Raw genomic sequence first — 20,402 nt, 5'->3', positions numbered from 1 at the left:
AGGTTTGAAAAGATGATTGATCTGTTGTTCTGGTATAACTTGTCAGTAAACTAGGAGGTCTTTTTTTCCTTCTTCAAAAAGTTAGATTCCATATTTATGTCCCATATATAGACAGAATCACGTAAGATGTCTTTTAAGCTTGAAATCTATGATCCGGTATAGAGAAATGGAAGGAGTTTTCATGCGAAATTCTAAAATCTTCCTACGGCGTTTTTTTAGTAGTATCGTCGTTTTTTGCTTTACGTGGGTTATCTTTACTTTTTTATTAATGCCAAGGATGGGTGCGATTTATTCACCATTTCGGATGAGTCATTCAGTGTTGCACACCATAATCCTCAATTTTGTTGCTGCTTTAATAGCGTTAATGGTACTTTTGGGTATTCGTCAGTTTACAAGGCTTGTCAAGAATAAGAAAGATTTGTCGGATAAAACTGCATGGGTGCTGCTGCTTTTAGAAATGATTCTTTACAGCGGGGGCATACTAATTTTTTTGAAATACATTGGGTACTATAAAACAGTAGATGATGCGCAAGTTGTTTATAACTGGGTTACACACTATACGGTTATAGATCCATGGACGCACCCTTCTTGGCTAATGCACTATTTATACGCGAATCCTCAAAACTTGTTTTTGGCTCTTACCTATAAGATGGTTAACCTTTTTCTAGGAAATGGTTTTGGGGGAATAGTCATTACATTTCTTGCCATCTATGTATTATCAATCGTTCTTTTGTTTTGCACAATGCGTGCTCTGAAACTTGACAACTGGATTTCCTTGATAATAATTCAACTGCTTCTAATTTCAATTCAAGTAACATTTCATGCGGCTATTGCTTACACGGATATTTTGGCTTTCTTTTTTACCTCCCTGACCGTTTATTGCTTTGCGCGCTACTTAGTGACTCATGGAAAACTCCAATTTTTTTGGCTTGGTCTAATCAGTTTATCTTCGTTTTTCGCATTTCTCAGCAAAGGAACGAGTTTAGTATTAATCATCGCACTTTCGATATTCATTTTTGTGTATAATCACCGTATTAAAAAGCTGACAGGATTTATTCCAATACTTGTATTATTATTAGGAAACTTTGGATGGACTCAAGCAATCAATTATTCAGGCGTCTACGTTGATACAAATTATGGGCAACCCAATACGCATTATGTCATGATGGGATTAAGCAATACGCCAATCCCTGATAACCTTAGCGCTCGAGAGGCTGCAAATTGGTCTGTTGGTACATATGCAGCAAAAGATCAGGATTATTCCTGGAATCTTTTTTATAATCGTCACCTTTCAAAATCAGCAATTACTCAAAAACAAATTGCAGTTTATAAGCAGCGGTTGTTAGCTATGACCCCAGTCCAATTATGCGACGCCTTGAACAATAAAGTCTCAGTAGCTTGGGGATCGGGTGATCTCAAAACATCATTTAGTCTGATAAGAGGAACACATAATCAAGAACGAACCAACAAGATATTTTCAGAGGGTGTTAGTGGTTTAGTGATATACCTTATAATGACAGTCAGTCAGCTCATACTTTATCTTGGTGTTATAATGGCGCTTATAAAGAGTTGGAATAAGAAAGAGCCGGTATTGTTATTTGGTTCGATCTTTCTGAGTGGATATTTTGCATTCCTGTTACTTTGGGAGGTGAACCCCAGATATGCAATCGGAATATTCCCGATTGCCTTAATAATGATCGGAAAATCTTTAGGGCAGCAGACATCCTCTAAGCCAATGATTGAAAGGGAGAGCAGTCTTGAAGAATAAAAATGCATACAACGAAGGTTTTGATCTAGTTAAAAGCATTATGGCCCTTTTTGTTATTGCAATTCACACACTCTTGTTGAGTAGTAGCACAAAAATTGGATTAATGCTATTACCTTTGGTCCGAACGGCGGTACCGGTTTTCTTCTTGTTTAGCGGTTACTTCTTCTTTAAAAAAATGGACAAAATACCAGCAACAGAGCAGCTACCATTTTTGAAGCGGAATATCATAAGATATTTACAACTTTATGGTATTTGGTTTGTTATTACGTTTCCGGTTACAGTCGAGGTACGAAAATACTTTCAGCATGGTCTTACTCAAGGAATTCTAACCATTATTAGTAATTTCTTTCTTGGTTCAACGTTTATTGCCTCTTGGTACATCATGGGTTTGATCATTGGTATTCCAATCATATATTTATTAAGCAAGTTTATAAACAAATGGTTACTGTGTACTATTACTCTGGCATTAAATGTTTATTGTGTTTTACTAACAAATTATGGACAGACAGTGGTCGGAAAGTTGCTTTGGAGCTGGACTCAAAATCACTTTTTCGGATACTCGCCTTATTTAAGCTTTATTGTTGGTCTGCTGTGGTTAATGATAGGCAAGCTATTTGCAGATGGCGACCTAAAAGCACTGGTTAATAAACGATCAAAATATTTTGTGGGATTGTTTCTCGTTTTGCTTTATTTTGAAGAATATGGCACGTACAAAGCAGCGTCTTCTCTGTACACAGATTGTTTTTTTATGCTCATCCCCCTCTGTACTTTCTTTTTCGGCTGGATTCTTTCGACTCATTGGTCTGTTCCTGGAAGTCGGCATCTTCGTGCATTTAGTACGATCGCATATTGTTTTCACGCGTCATTTGCGGTTGTTTTGAAGTATCTGTTAATGACCGCGGGTATGCCAGTTCAACGTTTTCGTGAGTCGTTATTAGTTTGGTTTGTGACTGTTTTCGTGAGTTGGTTGCTTACGCTTCTAATTTTACGTTTAGAAAAAGTTCCGTTTTTCAAATGGTTAAGATTAAGCCATTAGAGCTATCAAGAACGGAGTGTTCAAGATGATCATCTTTTGCAGATGCAAAGTAGTTTCCAGCTCTTTGTATTGACAGATGGTTTGGTATATTATTTCAGGACTTTTTGACAGAATATAAATTTTGGTCGTTTTTAATGGGGCGTAAACGGTGCAAAAACTTTTTGATGGCTACCATGATTTCATAAAAATACTAGTATTTCCACTTTTCTTTTTGACTCTTTTTGGGGCGATTCGTGTACAGCAATTCGATTTTACGCTTGTTTCGCATTGGTTATTTAGTATAATTATTGTTTTAACTACTGTTATTGTCGTGACTATGTGCCTTTTTCGTAACAAATCTAAAGCCTTTTTTTCCATTGTTTATAAGATACTGCTTAAGCATATTGGTATTGTAGTTTGTACTTCGATGATCATGATTGTTGCTCTTCAAGTTTTAATATTGCTAAATACCCAAACCCCGATTGGTTGGGATGTCGGGGATGTCATGAACGCTGTTATACATCCTAGAAGTGGAATAGAGTATGTGTCCATTAACCCGAATAACTTATTCTTGATATCTATTCACCATAGTCTTTATCAGCTCTTTTTGTCCCAAGGAACCTCTTTAGCCACCACTTGGCTTTTTTTTCAAATATTGACTGCGATCGAATTGGATTTTTCGATAATTTGCATCGTCCTCTTCACATATAAAGTTTTCAACAGGAGAGTAGCACTTAATGCCTATCTACTTTTCTTTTTCCTTTTTATGCTAACACCTTATATTCAAACACCATATTCAGATATCGCAGTTTTGGTGCCTATTTCACTCGCCTTGCTATGCTTTGCCGGTTTGGAAACAGCGACTCATGTCTATTTGAAACTTCTTTTTGCAATCTTAATTGGTTTTCTTTTTGTGGTCGTTTATGAGACAAAGCCATCGGGGATTGTTTTGCTGATTGCTTGGACACTTGATGATATAACGCGAGAATTGCTCAATAAGCATAAATCTCGGAAGACGTTAAATTTAATTGTTGTGCTAGTGGTAATGTTAAGTTTTGTTGGAGGGCAATATGTTGCTAATAAATTTGTGGAAACACATTCTCCCGTACGAGTAGTAAAAAATAGAGCTTTACCTTGGCAGCATTTTGTCTTGATTGGGATGACCGGCAATGGTGGGTATAATTCACCTATTAGGCACACAACCTTGGATTTTGTGACGACTAAAAAAATGGCTCAATATTCTTCACAACAAATTTCGAAGCGATTAAATACTTTGGGATTTGTTTCTTATCTTCAGTTTTTGGCTGGCAAGCAGATAAGGAATACCGACAGAGGTGATTTTTCTTGGGGGCAGGAAGGCATCCCGCAACCACCTTTTAATCGAACAAAAGGGTCACTTCAAGATCGCATTCGAAGTGTCTATTTAATTGGGGGCAGGCATCAGGTTGATATGAGCTTTTATTATCAGGTTGTTTGGCTGTTAGCATTGGTAGGTATTTTGTTGAGTTTGGTGAAGGTGAATCCGGTGAAAGACAAGTGGGTTAGCATCTTAATTCTTAGCATGCTGGGGGCTTTCTTATACTTGCTCTTATTTGAAGGTGGCCGCTCCAGGTATCTTATTCAATATTTGCCAACGCTAATACCCTTATCCGCTTGGGGATGGTATGTCAACACTGAAAAAAACATCGAAAATTAATTAATCGTTGATGGCCTTGTGAAATGATGAACCATTGATGCTATAATAACTGATGCTTTCAAATTGGGGAGGGGAAAAAATGAGAAAAGCTAAAATTATTCGGACACGACAGGTCGTTTCACCGTTATTGACATTGTTGGCGGCGGTTGCTTTATCAGGGGTTACAACCGTTCATGCTTCTGACAACACTGATAAAACGCCTGCAGTGAACGAATCAGTACAGAGTAGCGCTACTTCGCAACAAGAACAGGCAGCAGCAACCGATCGCAAGGCGGACACGTTGTCTGACGATGATCTTGAAAAGTTGATTGATCGCTCTGATGCGACACCGACACAGGATATCCTGAAGATGAAAGACGGGGTTCCTTCAGATCAACAAGAAGCGTGGTTGACAGTTGCTAAGCGCGTTGCAGATCAGGATTTGTCCACGAGTCATCGTGAACAGGTTATCTTGTACAATGAAACCAAGATTGTGGTGCCAGCACCTAAAGCGGCTGCACCAAGTGCTGAAAGTGATGCTTCGAATCAGGCAAGCAATGCTTCTGCGCAGAACCCAAGTTCTGCGGCCTCGAGTGCAGCTGCTTCATCAAGCAGTTCTTCGGCGGCGGCCTCTAGTAGCAGTCAAAGCAAGCCAGAAGCTGCACCGGCTAAAAATGAGGCGGCTAGTGCGGCAGCTACACCTGCACCGGTTACGGATAATCGTTATGTTTCCGTAACTGACAAAAATGCGGTGTTATATGCAGATTTAAATGGTACCAAGAAGCAGGAAGGCGCAGCTGTTTACCAGCGGACCTTTAAATCGCAAGCTAAGTATCAAAAAGATGGCGTTACTTATTTGGCCTTGTATGATGCCAATCAGACGTTGCAGGGTTACATGAATCAAGCGTCGATCAAAGTTGCGGCAGGTGCTGGTGGTGTTTGGACCAACGCTAGTGGCTATGCTAGTTTAACTAAACCTGGCCAAGATGTTTATGGCAATCTTGATACTAAGCAGGTCATTAAGAAAAGTGATGACGTCTTAGACAATACGTACTTTATTTCTGGGGCCTATCATCATCTTGATGGTCAAGTTTACTATTCACTCTATGACAGTCATAACAACTGGCTCGGCTATATGGCCGGTTCAGGTTTCGAAACGGTCAATAGTGCCGAAGGCGCTTGGGCAGCAGCTTCTGGTTATGCTAAGGTCGTGGATAAGAACTATGCGATCTACAATAGCTTTAAGTTTGACGCCACGGGTAGTACAGACCATTACTATCAGCAGTACTTTAAGAAGGTTGGCCAATACCATCATGTCAATGGAGCTGTTTATTATTCAGTCTTTGACCTATTCGGTCATTGGCTTGGCTATGTAAATAGTGCGGCTGTTCAAAATGTGACGATTGCCAACCCTGAAGGCACTTGGCAGGCAGATGACCGTTATGTGACGGTTACTGATAACCGAGCCACCTTGTACTCAGACTTTAATTGGACTAAGAAGCAAGCGGCAACAGATGTTATGTTGCAGACCTTCAAGTCAACCGGTAAGTACCATAATCTAAACGGTCTGACCTATTTGTCCCTGTATGACAAGGATGGAAACTGGCGTGGTTATATCAATCAACAATCAATCACAGCTGGGGTTTCTGATGGCGGGGCATGGTTGCCTGCTAATGCTTATACGACCTTTACAGCGGCAAACGTGAATGCCTATGCGGACTTTAATCAACAAAAAGTCGCTACTTCAGGTGCTGGATTGGTTAACCAAACGGTTAATATTTCGGGTCAATATCATGCCTTCGGTGGCGTTGTTTATTATTCGATCTATGACGTTCGTGGCAAATGGTTGGGCTATGTGGATGCTAGTCAAGTGAAAACGACATCAAGTGCAGCTGGACTATGGTTGCCACACGATGGTTATTTGACAACCACCCAAAGTGGTCAAATGATTTACACGAACTTGGATAGTTTTGCAGGTGGGCGGACGACCACGGCAAATTATCAAAGAACCTTCCGGATCATGGGCGAATATAAGCACTATAATGGTGCAACTTATTATTCACTTTATGACGGCAACGGCAACTGGATGGGTTATCTCAATTCAGCACTTGGAAGCGAGAGTAAAGAAGCACAAGGGGTTTGGATGAACTATAACGCCAACGTGCTCATTACAGCTTCAAACGCAGCACTGTATAGTTCTTTCTTTAATATGACCCGTGATACGTCATCGTTGTATGGCGGTGTTTATCAGGTCAGCGGCAAGTATAGTCATGTTAATGGGACCACTTACTACTCCCTGTACGACGGGAATCGTTGGTTAGGATATCTTGCTTCTTGGGCAACAACACCTTATATGGACTATTATGATTGGACGAAGCCTTCTCAATCTAAACCGTATCCAGATGTTAATATGTATCCTAATTTAAGCATTGAAGTCGATATTGCCAAGCAAAGAGTTTATATAAAGAATGGCTCAACAAACCTATATACTATGTATGCCTCGACGGGTATCGATAATTCAACACCACGTGGACATTTTGCGATTCAAACCGAACGCGGGTATAGTTTTTATAATGCCAATGAAGGAATGGGGGCCCGTTACTGGACTAGTTTTCTAGACCATGGCGTGTACCTGTTCCACTCTGTGCCAACGGATGCGAACGGCAATTACATTGTTTCTCAAGCCAAAATGCTTGGCAAACAACCCGGGTCACATGGATGCGTTCGTTTGACAATTCCTGATGCGCAGTGGATTAATGCTCATATTAAAGTGGGAACGCCAGTTTACATCTATTAACATAAAAGTGGTTGTCATAAATGAACACTAAAAGAGGACTCAAATAACGAGTCCTCTTTTTAATGGTCGAGTTGTAAAAAATATAGTAAACATTAAATTTAGAGCGGTTTACTGAACTGTTGCGCCTGCTACAGCGTTATCAACAAGTTGCTTTTCACTTGGTGTTTGGTAAAATTTTTGGACCAGTGCGTCAACCGTATAATTTTGCTCGATGTTAGACTGTGCAAAACTGAATACTTTAACGTTGTTGCCTTCTATAGTGAAAGTCATTTTTGACTCACCATTATGACGGGAAATGTATAGCTTACCCTCAGAGTCTTTCCCATAAACGATGGTGCTTGGTTCTTGAAGCATTTCGGAACCCCCACGGGCTGCGTAAACCATCATTGCAATTTGTGAATTGCTAACATCCACTGTCTTAGGCTTATAACTCGACGTTTGACCTGTGGTTGAGCTTGAAGCATCCGAAGCGCTCGACTTAGAATTACTTTCAGCACTGACGGTGTTCGTTGACGACTTTGATGAGCTAACTATAGACTGCGAACTCGCACGTTTAGAAGAAGAACGCTTGGATTTCGTAGTCTTCGTTTTAGAGCTTGAATCCTTCTGTACCTGCGAAGTGGGAACGTTATTTGTTGATGCTGCGACATGCCACCACCAGCCACCCAATCCTGCAATAGCGACAACTAAGACGGCGATGATCCAATATCTTTTTTTCATAAATATCCCCCTAATAGGCTAAATCTATTAACATTATGCCATAAAAAACGTGTCGTTTCAGTTTATACAAAAAATTTCATAGAAGTCTAAACTTTAAAGAATCTTAGATTTTGTTCTACAGGATTATTTTGAACTTTTCTAAGGAAAATTCATAGTCGCAAGAGTTGTTACAAGTTTGTATCACTGCCCGCCAAATATAGAATTATGGTATAATTTGCTGATGTGTTCAAGAAATGGCTTGCAGCAGTATGTTTGAATCCAGTTTGAGAGGGTTATTGTATGAAGCAGAAAACTGATTGGAGCGGAGTTCGTCGATGGTTAACAATCATTGTTGACGTTGCTCTGTTTAATTTCAGCATGTGGTTTTCATTTTATGTGCGGTTCTGGCCGCAAATTCCAGATCGAAATTTCTATACTTATGAGCGTTCCGCTGTTTATATTTCGGCGTTATTTCTCTTAGTTAACTTTCTTATCGGTGTTTATGTTTATTATAACCGCCGAATTAGCGACATCGTTTTCAACACAGTGCTCGGGCAGGGAGTCACAGTGCTCGGCCTGACTATGATTACCTTTATTGGTCGATGGTTTGCATTTCCCCGGACGATTCTGGCGATTTCATTCCTCGTTAGTGTTGTTGTTTTGGCAGTTTATCGGGTTGCGGTTTACTACCTTTACGTGCATTTTACCGCAGATAAACACGTGGCAGTTGTTTCTTATAAAGAGGAACTACCATCGATTTTAGAGAACTTTGATTCAGCAAAGAACAACAAACACAAAGTGACTTATGTTATCACGGATCATTTTGTTGAAAACACCAAAAAAATATTAGATAAAGTTGACATATTCTACTTGACGACAAGTCTTTCTGATGACCAACGACGGACAATTATTGACATGGTGATCAAACATGAAAAGCATATCATGTTGCCTTCAACATTTGATAACTTGTTGATGCTCCGGCCAAACATGATGAACTTTGAAGACGAGAGCATTATGGGTATCAGTGAGTTCAGAATTACGGCAGAAGATGCCGCTGTCAAGCGCTTTTTTGATATTTTGGTAGCACTGTTGTTATTAGTTGTCACATCACCGCTGATGTTGATTACTGCCATCCTTGTCAAAGCAACATCTCGCGGCCCAGTTATTTACAAACAAACCCGAATCACGTTGAATCAACGAGAGTTTAAAATTTATAAATTTCGGACTATGAAGGCAGATGCAGAAGCTAAAACGGGACCGGAGCTCGCTAAAGACCATGATCCGCGGATTACTTCCGTGGGCAAGTATTTAAGAAAATTCCGCTTGGATGAACTTCCACAGATATTTAATGTGCTGAGGGGCGATATGTCCGTTGTTGGACCTCGTCCAGAACGACCGTTTTTTGTTAACCAGTTTAATCGTGAGGATCCTCATTATTATCTGCGGCACAATGTTCGAGCTGGAATTACAGGCTATGCACAAGTCTATGGCAAATATGCGTCTGATTATCATAGTAAATTAAAATTTGATTTGCTTTACATCAAGGCATATAGCGTTTTTCTTGATTTTCGTATTCTACTGCAAACTGTGAAGATCCTTTTTGACAAAGTCTCTTCACAGGGGCTAGATGAAGATCAAACACCACAAATGGCAAAACTGCACGAGATTGTTGTGGACCAAGATATTAAGCATCTCGACTAAGTGGGAGATTTAAAAATGCAGAGAAATGAAATCAGCGTATTGATGTCACTGTATAAAAAAGAAAATCCTGCTTTTTTAGTTGCTTGCTTGGATAGTGTGTTAGCACAAACGTTGTTACCAAAGGAAATCGTTATCGTCATTGATGGGCCAATCACATCCAAATTGCAGCAAGTGCTTGACGAATATCAATCTAAGAGCGGGCTTTTGCGATTGTTGCCACAAAAAGAAAATAAGGGATTAGGATACACTTTGGCAATTGGGGTTGAAGCTTGTCAATATGAGCTGGTTGCGCGAATGGATACAGATGATTTAATGTTACCGACAAGGTTAGAGGAGCAAGCTAACTGTTTTAATCAGAATACTGATCTGGCAATTTGTGGCACAAATATTGAAGAGTTTATTGAAGACTCATCCAATATCATCAGTAGGAGGCTTGTGCCAGAATCAAATCAAGCAATTCGTCAATTTTCCAAAAAACGTAACCCATTTAACCACATGACAGTGATGTTCAGACGTTCTGATATCTTGAAGGTTGGTAATTATCAACCGATGCAGGGGTTTGAAGATTATTATTTGTGGGCAAGACTCTTGAAGGCAGGTTACAAGGCATATAACATTCAAGACTTCTTGGTTAAAGCTCGTGTGGGGAAAGACATGTATAAGCGGCGTGGAGGGTGGCAATATTTGATCAACGGCGTTCGAGGGCGTATTGCTGTTTATCACGCCGGGTTGGGGAATTTCTTTGATTTTATAATCACTACTGGGGTGCATATCGTCGTAAGTCTGATGCCAAACAGAATCCGAGCGAGGTTTTATCAAGAAGCATTGCACTAATAACGTGGTGGGAGGGAGTCTCTTGTATAGTCAGGATTCACAGCTTAAGAAAGTTCAAGAACGAACCCTAAAGATTGCTAAAACTATCGCCGATTTTTGTCAAAAGCATAATTTGTTGTGTTACCTTTGTGGCGGTGGTGCTATTGGTGCGATTCGCGAAAAGGGGTTTGTTCCTTGGGATGATGATCTAGACTTCTTCATGCCAAGAAAAGATTATGAGCGTTTTTGCCAACTTTGGCAGATGGAAAAGCCTAAGGGTTATGTGTTGGAGCGAACATCACAACACTTTATTAACCATAATAACTTTACGACGATTCGCGATCCAGAGACAACATTTGTTAAAACATATCAAAGAAATTTAGACATTGTTCATGGCATTACAGTAGACGTTTTTCCACTTGATCGAGCACCAATTGGCAAATTTCAACAAAAGCGTCAAAAGTTATGGGCATTAATTTACGCTCTGTTTAATGAACAGATTGTCCCTGTTAGCCATGGTGGTCTTGTCACAGGTGGTAGTCGTTTATTACTCAGTACATTCAGATCTCCGAATCAGCGTTATCATATTTGGAAGTACGCTGAAAAACAGATGATGCGGTATGACGACAAGAACACACCTTGGGTTACTGAATTGTGTGTTGGACCTAAATATATGGGCAATCGTTACCCAACAGAGGACTTTGCTTCCGCCGTGTGGTTGCCTTTTGAAGACGTTAAATTACCAGTACCTGTTGGTTATGACCGATACCTCCGTCACGTGTTTGGTGACTATATGAGGCGTCCTAAGGTTAGTCAGCAAGTTCCACACCATGATGCGGTGTTTGTTGATCCAGACACTCCATATACTAAGTATCGTGGCATTTACTATTTGACAAAAGGAGAAAAATAAAATGGCAACAGCAATTGTTATCGCAGGTGGCGTTGGTAAACGAATGGGCATGGAAATCCCTAAGCAATTTATCATGGTAAATGAAAAACCCATTATTATCTATACATTAGAATCATTCGACCGCCATCCAAAAATTGACCAAGTCGTGGTCGTTTGCAAACATGGCTGGGAAGATACCATGTGGGGATACATACACGAATTTGGTATCAAGAAAGTCAAGTGGGTGATTCCTGGTGGTAAAATTGGTCAGGAATCCATTAATAATGGGGTCCAGTTCCTCAATGATAAGTGTGAGGATGAAGAGACGGTTGTTATTCATGATGGTATTCGACCACTTGTTGATGAATTGGTTCTGTCGGATGTGATTGTTAAGTGCCAAGAGTATGGCACAGCAGTTACTTCGCTGCCATACAATGAACAGATCTTTATCAAGAAAACAGAAGAAACAACTGAGAAATATATTGATCGTAATACACTGCGTCGAGTTGGCACACCACAAGCTTACAAATACGGCATGTTACGAGATGCATACAACGAAGCCATTGCCAAAAATATCGGCATGACTGATTCTTCTTATACGAATACGATGATGGTTGATCTTGGCCATACGCTACATTTTGCCGCTGGGTCTGATAAGAATATTAAATTAACAAATACAGACGATCTGGCGTTGTTCAAAGCCTATTTACGCGAGAAGGAGCTGTGAGCTGAATGTTAACCCAGAATGCCATGTATCTAAGTGACTTAGATAAGGTCATCAAGGGTCAAAAGGACTGGTCTGCCTTAGATGGCCGGTCTTTTTTGATAATTGGCGCATCCGGCATGATTGGCACTTTTTTGATTGACGTTTTGATGCGTCGGAATAGTCAAGCAAATGCTCGTATCGAGGTCTATGCCATGGGCCGCAGCAGAGAACATTTAACGCAACGGTTCTTGCATTATCAAACCATGTCGAACTTCCATTTGGTTGTCGGTGATGTGACCGATGCCCTGCCTGATGATTTGCAAACAGATTATGTGATCAATGCAGCCAGCAATACGCATCCACGGGCATACGCAACTGATCCAATTGGTACCATCACAACCAATTTTTTAGGCAACGAACAGGTTCTTAAGCATGCGGTTGCACATCCTGAACAGAGAATCTTGTTTCTTTCGAGTGTAGAAGTTTACGGTGAGAACCGTGGGGATGTTGAAAAGTTTGCGGAAGATTATTCCGGTTATCTCGATCCCAATACATTGCGCGCTGGTTACCCAGAGAGTAAACGGGTCAGTGAAGCATTATGTCAGGCATATATTGCTGCGCATCATCTCGACATTGTCATTCCCAGACTAAGTCGCGCATTCGGTCCTAGCATGAAGCTGGACGACTCTAAAGCATCGTCCCAGTTCATCTTAAAAGCCGTCAATCAGGAAGATATTGTCCTTAAAGGTAAAGGGACGCAACATTATTCTTACGCTTACGTTGGGGATGTTGTTTCTGCCCTTCTGTTTTTAATAGTTCAAGGCAAAACTGGAGAGGCCTATAACGTGGCTAATCCTGACCTAGATTTGCATTTGCAAGAGTTTGCGGGTGCACTTGCCACAATGGTCGGTCGAAAGCTAGTCTTTGATTTACCAGACGATGTTGAAGCTGCCGGTTATTCGAAAGCGACAAAGGCCCTGCTTGATACTAGTAAAATCAACGCTTTAGGGTGGCAGCCTTTGTTTGATCGCAATGAGTCATTGAAACACACTGTTGAAATTCTGAGAAGTGAGTTGGAAACCGATGCCCAAAATTAGCATTATCGTTCCCGTCTATAATGTTGAAAAGTATTTGCAGAAATGTGTTGATTCTATTTTGGCACAGTCGTTTCGTGATTATGAGCTTATCTTGGTTGATGACGGAGCCACGGATGCAAGCCCCAGCATTTGCGACGATTATGCGGAGAAAGATCAACGAGTGAAAGTCATCCACAAGCAAAATGGTGGGCTCAGTGACGCGCGCAACGCGGGTATTGATGTTGCCAGCGCTCCATTTCTGGGATTTATTGACAGTGACGACTATATTGCCCCAGATATGTATGAACAACTATATTTTGATATGATTGATGGGCAGGCAGATCTTGCCATCTGCGGTATTTACGATATCTATGAAAACAAGGACCCAAAACAGCTTCCGGAAGTAAGAAAAGTTTTGACCCCAGAGCAAACCTTGAAAATGATTTTGGATGCGAAACTTATTTCAGTCCATGCAGTTAATAAACTTTATAGAAGAGAGATTTTTTCCAAAATCAGATATCCAGTCAATGTCATTACTGAGGATGCGGCGGTTATCATTCCCATTTTGCAAGCCTGTAAAAAAGTGGTTATCAATACAAAGCAGCAGTATTATTATGTTCATCACGTTGGAACAATTTCGTCTCGTTCGTTTTCTGATCGTGATCTAGATACGATTAACGTATGGGAGAGAAATGAGGAAATAGTTAAACGCACCTTCCCAGCGTTGGCATATGCATGTCACACACGTGTTTGTTGGGCTAATTTCTTGGTTTTAGACAAGATCATGGTAAGTAAGAACTGGCGAACGATTGCGGTTAGAAAGAAGATTATTCTGTTTTTAAAGAAGAATTGGCGGTTCATCATCAAGAACAACCGGCTAACTAAGGGCAGAAAGTTAGCGTTTCTAGCTTTAGTGATTAATGAAGTCTTATATAGACAGATCATTCTTCAAACGAAAACAACTTTAGGAGATTAAATTGATTAAAGGCTCGAATAATAGAGGTGGCGAGAACTTGAAACGCAGTCGTTTGGATTACTCAATTATGAATTCTGGCATTTCCACATTGATATATGTGCTTCGGTTGGTCATCCAATTCGTTGCCCGAAGCTTTTTTATTCGATACTTGGGCGAAGTTTATTTAGGGCTCAATGGTTTGTTCACAAATATCCTTAGTCTTTTATCAGTGGCAGAACTTGGCATTGGGACTTCAATTATTTTTGCTTTATACAAACCCTTAGCGGTCCAAGATCATGAGCAGGTCAAGTCATTAATGAGGCTTTATAAAAGAGCTTATGAAGCAATCGGACTTGCAATAGCCGCTGTCGGATTGGCAATCATGCCGTTCTTAAAGCTGATTGTTAATAAAGATCAACATTTTGAAAATTTGTATTTAATATTCTTGCTTTTTTTGGCTAATTCTGTTGTCAGTTACTTCTTTACTTATAAAAGATCGCTAATCACGGCTGACCAAAAGGCTTATATTGTTTCGCTTAATGATTTTCTGTTTTTGCTGGTGACAAATGTTTTCCAAATTGTCTTTTTAATATTAACATCTAATTTCATTGTCTATCTGATTATCCAAATCATTTCGACCATCGCTTCAAATATTACAATTTCGATTATTGCTGATCGAAGATATCCATATATTAAGGAAAAAGATGTTCAAAAACTAGATGCGGGGTCAGTTAAAGAAATTAAACGAAATGTTATTGGGAATGTTTCATCAAAAATCGGCGGACAGATTGTGATGGGTACCGACAACATTCTGATTTCGGCGTTCGTTAATCTATCTGCTGTTGGGTTGTATTCTAATTACACGTTGATTGTTAATGCTATACAGAATGTATGTACACAAATTACTAACTCAATTACAGCGAGTATCGGTAATTATGCGGCAGAAAGAGATGCTCAATCAAGCTATGTCCTTTTCAAAAGACATTTTTTTATTAACCACACACTAGTATTTTTCACAACAACTATGTTATTGACAATGATTAATCCATTTATTACGTGGTGGGTTGGTGGAAAATATAATCTGACATTTTTGACGGTTGTGTTGATTGTTGCTAATTATGCAATTCAGGTTTATCGAAATACCGGTTTTGCGTTTATTGAATCTTTTGGACTTTTTTGGTATCAAAGAACCAAGGCATTTATTGAAGCTGCCATCAATTTATCAGTTTCTTTAATTTTGTTAGGTTGGTTTAAATTGGGGATCAACGGCGTCTTGTTAGGCACCATTGTTTCTTCATTTGGATTTGTCATTTGGTATGAGGCATATGTTGTGTTCAAACATGCTTTTCATCGAAACCTTGCAGAATTTGCCAAGATGTTGTTAACCAACATGATCCAATTAGCAGTCGCAACTACGATTGTTTACAGTGTCACAAATTATGCATTGAGTTTGACAAATTTAACTGGCATTGTTGGCTTGGCACTTCGCGCAGTTATTGCGCTATTGGTAACCGTTGTCCTCTATGCTGTTTTGTATTGGCGCAATGATGGCACGAAATATCTACTTAGCATTGTAAAACGGATCTTGAAAGTTGGTGCTTAAATGAGGCTTGCTATTATTAGTCCTGAGTTTGGTTTTGGCGGATCGAATATGGTTGCTCGTAATGTAGGGCAACAATTAGAGAAGGAAAATGAAGTTTTTTTCATAGCTTATCAATTTGATCGAGAGCCTTTGCATTCAGACCATTTTTATTTCGTCGGTAAACATCGTGATAGAGCAACTCGTACAATTCAAAAGTTTGAAAAAGGCTTGAGCGTATTAATTACGCACAACTTTTCTCCTGCAAAGTATTTTAAACAAGAGATAGAGACGACGATTGAACTACTGAAACGGGAAAGAATCAAGACGGTGATTTTAAATTCGTTTATTGCAGGAACACTTTTCTGTGAGGCAATCAAGAAAGAAATTCCTGATGCGAAAGTCATTACTTGGTTACATGAATCTGTCGAATTTGGCAAGCATTTGACAAGGTATTATCGCAACCGATTTTTATTTGCCGTTAAAAACTCCGATGTGTTAGTTTGCTTGACACATGAAGCCCTCAACTATTATAAGCAGTTTAACAATAATATTCGAATCATCTATAACCCGATTGATTTGCCTGATCATGGTCTTGCCAATCTAAGTGAACACATTATTTCGTTTACTGCGAGGTTAAACGTGCATATTAAAGGGCTTGATTATCTTTGTCAGATTGCTGCTGATCTGCCTAGCGGTTGGAAGGTCCGGGTTGCTGGGGAAGGATCTGCTGAGGATGTTCGAGCTTTTAAAAAGTTGATAGATGAATCTGGAGTTGGCGATAAGTTAGATTTTGTTGGTGCCAAGAAAGGGCAGGAACTAGTAAAGCATTATGAGAGTAGTTCTATTTTCTTGTCGACCTCACGCACTGAAGCTCTTCCACTTGTGATGATTGAAGCACTTTCTTTCGGCCTGCCAATTGTAAGTTTTGATCATCCTGGGGCACAGGAAATCCTAGAAAAGGGGCAAGTTGGGCTGCTTAGTCCAATTGGCGATACTGGGAGCGTTCATGAGCACTTGATGAAACTTATAGGTGATCTGGACCTCAGACAGCAATTTGGTGTAAAATCCATAGGACGCTATCAAGATTTTAAAACTCAAACCATCATTCAAAGATGGTATCAGATTCTTAATGACAACTAGGGGAGAGTATTTTGGAAAACATTCGAGAAGGTTCCAGAGCTGGGTCAGTAATTACTGAGTACTACCTTTACATACTGTTCGTTTTTTTGATTTTGCGGTCGATTAACTACTATAGCCTTATACCGTCAGTCTTTGATTCTATTGTGTTTGCACTGTTGGCAGTTGCCGGAGGTGCCATGATTGCTTGGAATTGCTTAGACTTTTTACGTCATAAGTCATTCGTTTCTTACGATTGGTGGCTTATAGGATTCTTGATCGTGATGTTTATTTCTAGTCTGTTGAACAGACATTATGGTGTTTCTGGCAATTTTAAAACAATTGTGTGGAGTGCTATCTACTTTTTTCTCATATATGCTCTTGCAGCCAACGGACGGCTTAGCAAGTATTTTTATCAAACAGTTATTAGAATTTTTGGATGGGCGTATTTCTTCGTGTCGCTAGTCAGTTTCGGCATGTATTTAATTCAATATAGTTATCTTCGCCCTGGCACCATTGAAACACGTATCCGTATCGGTTTCCTGGAAGGTCGACTTTTTGGAGCATTTGGGGATCCAAACTTCGGTGGTATGTTTGCACTGATATTGGTCATCGTTTGTATTTACGGCATTGTCGTAAAAAGTCATGTTTTTCCTAGATGGTTCCTATTTACAAACCTTTTTTTACAAACCTTTGTTTTAGTTTTAACAGGGTCACGATCAGCAATATTAATTGGTGAAGCCTTAGCAGCTGTTGTTTTCGTGGCTCTGGTGGCTAGATATTTGGCGGCTCGTGGCACCAATTTATTAGTCAATATTGTAGCTAGCGTTATTACATTGGCTGTCAGTGTTGTGGCATTGACGTTCTTTGTTGCTAGTCTAAAATGGCTGCTTGAAAAATTACCACCACTGTTTGAATTCTTACAAATTCATCGACCGCATGGGCGCGAGGTTGTATCACTAAAACGTGCGGACGTAGCTGATAACAGTGATATTTCCAATATGCGTTTTTCAATTTGGTCGAGTGCCATCGAAATCTTCAAGACAAAATGGATTTTTGGCGTTTCTCCACGTAATATGGTTGCCTATGCAAAAGACATGCTTCCTAAAAGTCTAATTGCCCAGCAAGGATTCAAGACTCATAACGCTTGGATTGATGTACTGGCATCTACTGGTTTGGTCGGTTTTGTGACGATGATCGGGTTTTCTATCAAGAGTGCTTTTATGGCTTTGCGTTCACTTCAATTTGGCAAAAAGATGCTCTCGGCTGATTCTAATGTCCAATTCCTAATCGTTGCATCGCTGATTGGCTTCACGTTCTTCGTCAATGTCATTTTCTTTACAAATGATGTATGCAGTTTCATCTTCTGGATGGTTCTAGGGAATATGTATTTTCAATTCCGCCAGCGGCAAAGTGCACTTTCTTAAGCATCTGCGTTGACATGCAATGCCCTCTTTCAAGCGTTGCCTCAGGATAAATTGATCGTTAACCATTTTTAAGCCGGTTGAGTTTGCAAGAAGCATTCTCACCGACTTTTTTGTCACATATTTTTAATCTTTCTTCTTTGACAAGCGATGCGGAAATATCATAGACTAACGGAGTAGCTAAAACTAAGTTAAAACTGAGGAGGTAATGACGAATTTTGAAAAAAGTTAGTAAATTGGGGTTCTTTTTTTTCATTGGCGTGGGGATTTTAGGCAGTACACTTATAACATTTGGGGTATCGCCAACACATTCAGTTCAAGCGGTGATGTCGACTAATACCAACACACCACGAAAAGATTTTGTCGATGTTTCTTCTAACAACGGATCCGTTTCTGTCTCTGATTATCAAAAGATGAAGAGCAGTGGTGTTACTGGCGTTGTCGTTAAGGTCACAGAAGCATCAAGTTATCATAATCCATTTGCCACATCACAAATTGCAAACGCACGAGCTGCTGGTTTAAAGGTATCCGCTTATCATTATGGTTGGATGAATTCAACCACAGATGCTAGAAGTGAAGCAGATTATTTTGTTAATAATGCAGCTGCAGATGGCATTGGTCGTTCAGATACCATGGTACTTGATTTTGAAGAACCAAAAGTCATTGGGCAATCAGTGGATCATACCCAAAATATGCAGGCATTTATTGATGAAGTAAAGCGCCTCGGATACAACAATGTCAGGGTATACACGGGTCCATGGGTTATTTCCAAAACTAATATGAATACGGCTAGTCTTGGCAAGAAGAATATGTGGATTGCGGCTTATCCAAATGATAGTTCACTTTATGCCAATAGAGCTGACTATTCTGATTATGGCGCTTGGCAGTGGGCATCGGACTTGAAATTTCCTGGGGTGACTGACTTTACTGGTAGTCCCCGGCAGTTTGATATTTCCGCTGATTATACAGGCATTTTTTCTAATAGTGCACCTCAAGGCCCATATATTTCTGACGGCCGTTATGTAACAATTACCAGCAAAGATTATGATCTATGGTCGAGTTTTGACTTCACTTCTACCACTCACTCTGGAGCAGAATTGTTCCAGAAAACATTCCGTGCTGAGGGCCACTATAATCATCAAAATGGCAGCACTTACTATTCTCTTTATGATGCGAAAGGCAATTGGCAGGGATATATGAATGCTGCTGGGGCAACAGTTGCTAGTGGTGCTCAAGGCGCTTGGCTGCCATTTCAAGATTCATATCAAATTAAGGGATCATACCCAATTTGGACTGATTTGAATTCTTGGACGGAAAAACAGGATGACAACAAGTATACTGGACAAACAGTTCAGGCGACCGGTATGTATCATCATTTTAATGGTGCAACGTATTATTCTCTATACCAAGGCTCCACTTGGATCGGCTATATGAATGCCGATGGGTTAACGAAAGATCGCCCGGAAGGACCTTGGTTGCCTAAATCTGGTTATGTCACCATGACGGATGCTTCAGCTAACTTCTGGAGTAATTTTAGTTTCAACAATCCAACTGCTAACGCTAATGCTTATCTTCACCAGACGCTAGTTGTTGATGGCCAGTACAAACACTCTAATGGACATACCTATTATTCTGTATATACGGCGCAAAGAAAATGGGTCGGTTATCTTGATGCTGCTGCAGGTATCTTTACCACCCATCCAGAAGGCGCTTGGCAAAGTCAGAGTGGTTATTTAACTTTGACACAACGAAATAGTCCGATTTCAAGTAACTTTTCTGGAGGACAGATTGCGAATACCGATCAGTTTTTCCAGCAGACCTTTCAAATCGGCGGTGCATATCATCATGCTGACGGCACTGTTTACTACTCGTTGTACAGAAACAATGGTAGCTGGTTGGGTTACGTGAATGCTGGTGCAGGCACATATTCATCAGAGAGTCAAGGTGCGTGGCTGAACTTTTCATCTGGCGCTACGGTATCTCAACCAGGATATTATTTCTGGAGTAACTTTAACTGGAACTATATTGGCAAAAACTCAAACATGCTTTATGGCCAATCAGTAAGGATTAACGGTGTCTATCATCATGTTAACGGGGCTATCTACTACTCTGTCTATGATTTAAACGGCCAGTGGATTGGTTATGTTAATTCAGGGGCAATTTCGCTTAAGTAGTTTGTTAGTGTT

Annotated in this window: 15 protein-coding genes; 14 read left to right on the top strand and 1 reads right to left on the bottom strand. The window is 40.1% G+C overall.

All coding sequences use genetic code 11. The annotated features are described in order from the left end of the window. Positions 1–181: 181 nt before the first annotated feature. The 4 genes from ACWPAB_RS08185 to ACWPAB_RS08170 all read left to right on the top strand — a co-directional run bounded on the left by ACWPAB_RS08185 (position 182) and on the right by ACWPAB_RS08170 (position 7,255). Positions 182–1,768 (top strand): glycosyltransferase family 39 protein, encoded by a 1,587-nt coding sequence (locus ACWPAB_RS08185; protein WP_003589520.1) that lies wholly within the window; start codon positions 182–184, stop codon positions 1,766–1,768. Further along, positions 1,758–2,804, top strand: coding sequence for an acyltransferase family protein (locus tag ACWPAB_RS08180; protein ID WP_003585169.1), 1,047 nt, complete (start codon positions 1,758–1,760; stop codon positions 2,802–2,804). The genes ACWPAB_RS08185 and ACWPAB_RS08180 overlap by 11 nt, the downstream gene beginning before the upstream one ends. 148 nt (positions 2,805–2,952) lie before the next feature. Next, the gene (locus tag ACWPAB_RS08175) at positions 2,953–4,479 is read left to right on the top strand and encodes a glycosyltransferase family protein (protein ID WP_016382160.1); all 1,527 of its coding nucleotides are present in this window, start codon (positions 2,953–2,955) and stop codon (positions 4,477–4,479) included. A gap of 79 nt (positions 4,480–4,558) precedes the next feature. Beyond that, positions 4,559–7,255 carry a L,D-transpeptidase gene (locus tag ACWPAB_RS08170; protein ID WP_003585148.1) on the top strand — a complete coding sequence of 899 codons (2,697 nt, stop codon included), beginning with the start codon at positions 4,559–4,561 and terminating at the stop codon, positions 7,253–7,255. A 108-nt stretch (positions 7,256–7,363) separates the two neighbouring features. Here the strand turns inward: ACWPAB_RS08170 and ACWPAB_RS08165 are convergent, their stop codons facing one another. Beyond that, a complete protein-coding gene (locus ACWPAB_RS08165) occupies positions 7,364–7,975 on the bottom strand; it encodes a hypothetical protein (RefSeq protein ID WP_016382142.1) in 612 nt (203 codons plus the stop codon). A gap of 279 nt (positions 7,976–8,254) precedes the next feature. On the opposite strand from ACWPAB_RS08165, the gene ACWPAB_RS08160 reads away from it, so the two are divergent. The 10 genes from ACWPAB_RS08160 to ACWPAB_RS08115 all read left to right on the top strand — a co-directional run bounded on the left by ACWPAB_RS08160 (position 8,255) and on the right by ACWPAB_RS08115 (position 20,390). Then, a complete protein-coding gene (locus ACWPAB_RS08160; protein ID WP_003585144.1) occupies positions 8,255–9,655 on the top strand; it encodes a sugar transferase in 1,401 nt (466 codons plus the stop codon). A 15-nt stretch (positions 9,656–9,670) separates the two neighbouring features. Further along, a complete protein-coding gene (locus tag ACWPAB_RS08155) occupies positions 9,671–10,489 on the top strand; it encodes a glycosyltransferase (RefSeq protein WP_003585142.1) in 819 nt (272 codons plus the stop codon). A 22-nt stretch (positions 10,490–10,511) separates the two neighbouring features. Beyond that, on the top strand, positions 10,512–11,378 hold the full coding sequence (locus ACWPAB_RS08150) for a LicD family protein (protein WP_003585140.1): 867 nt from the start codon (positions 10,512–10,514) through the stop codon (positions 11,376–11,378). A 1-nt stretch (position 11,379) separates the two neighbouring features. Beyond that, positions 11,380–12,084, top strand: a complete 705-nt coding sequence (locus ACWPAB_RS08145) for an IspD/TarI family cytidylyltransferase (protein WP_003585138.1) — start codon at positions 11,380–11,382, stop codon at positions 12,082–12,084. A 5-nt stretch (positions 12,085–12,089) separates the two neighbouring features. After that, on the top strand, positions 12,090–13,160 hold the full coding sequence (locus ACWPAB_RS08140) for an NAD-dependent epimerase/dehydratase family protein (protein WP_016382141.1): 1,071 nt from the start codon (positions 12,090–12,092) through the stop codon (positions 13,158–13,160). Beyond that, entirely contained in the window at positions 13,147–14,115 is a 969-nt protein-coding gene (locus ACWPAB_RS08135; RefSeq protein WP_003585155.1) for a glycosyltransferase, read from the top strand. The genes ACWPAB_RS08140 and ACWPAB_RS08135 overlap by 14 nt, the downstream gene beginning before the upstream one ends. A gap of 37 nt (positions 14,116–14,152) precedes the next feature. Continuing rightward, positions 14,153–15,697, top strand: a complete 1,545-nt coding sequence (locus tag ACWPAB_RS08130; protein WP_016379500.1) for a lipopolysaccharide biosynthesis protein — start codon at positions 14,153–14,155, stop codon at positions 15,695–15,697. Next, complete coding sequence (locus ACWPAB_RS08125) at positions 15,698–16,816, top strand: glycosyltransferase (protein WP_016382140.1); 1,119 nt, start codon at positions 15,698–15,700, stop codon at positions 16,814–16,816. A gap of 11 nt (positions 16,817–16,827) precedes the next feature. Further along, complete coding sequence (locus ACWPAB_RS08120; protein WP_003585150.1) at positions 16,828–18,219, top strand: O-antigen ligase family protein; 1,392 nt, start codon at positions 16,828–16,830, stop codon at positions 18,217–18,219. Positions 18,220–18,434: 215 nt separating this feature from the next. After that, positions 18,435–20,390, top strand: a complete 1,956-nt coding sequence (locus tag ACWPAB_RS08115; RefSeq protein WP_003587622.1) for a GH25 family lysozyme — start codon at positions 18,435–18,437, stop codon at positions 20,388–20,390. Positions 20,391–20,402: the final 12 nt, after the last annotated feature.

Source organism: Lacticaseibacillus sp. 30 (genome assembly GCF_053819265.1).
This window is presented reverse-complemented; position numbering and strand designations above follow the sequence as displayed.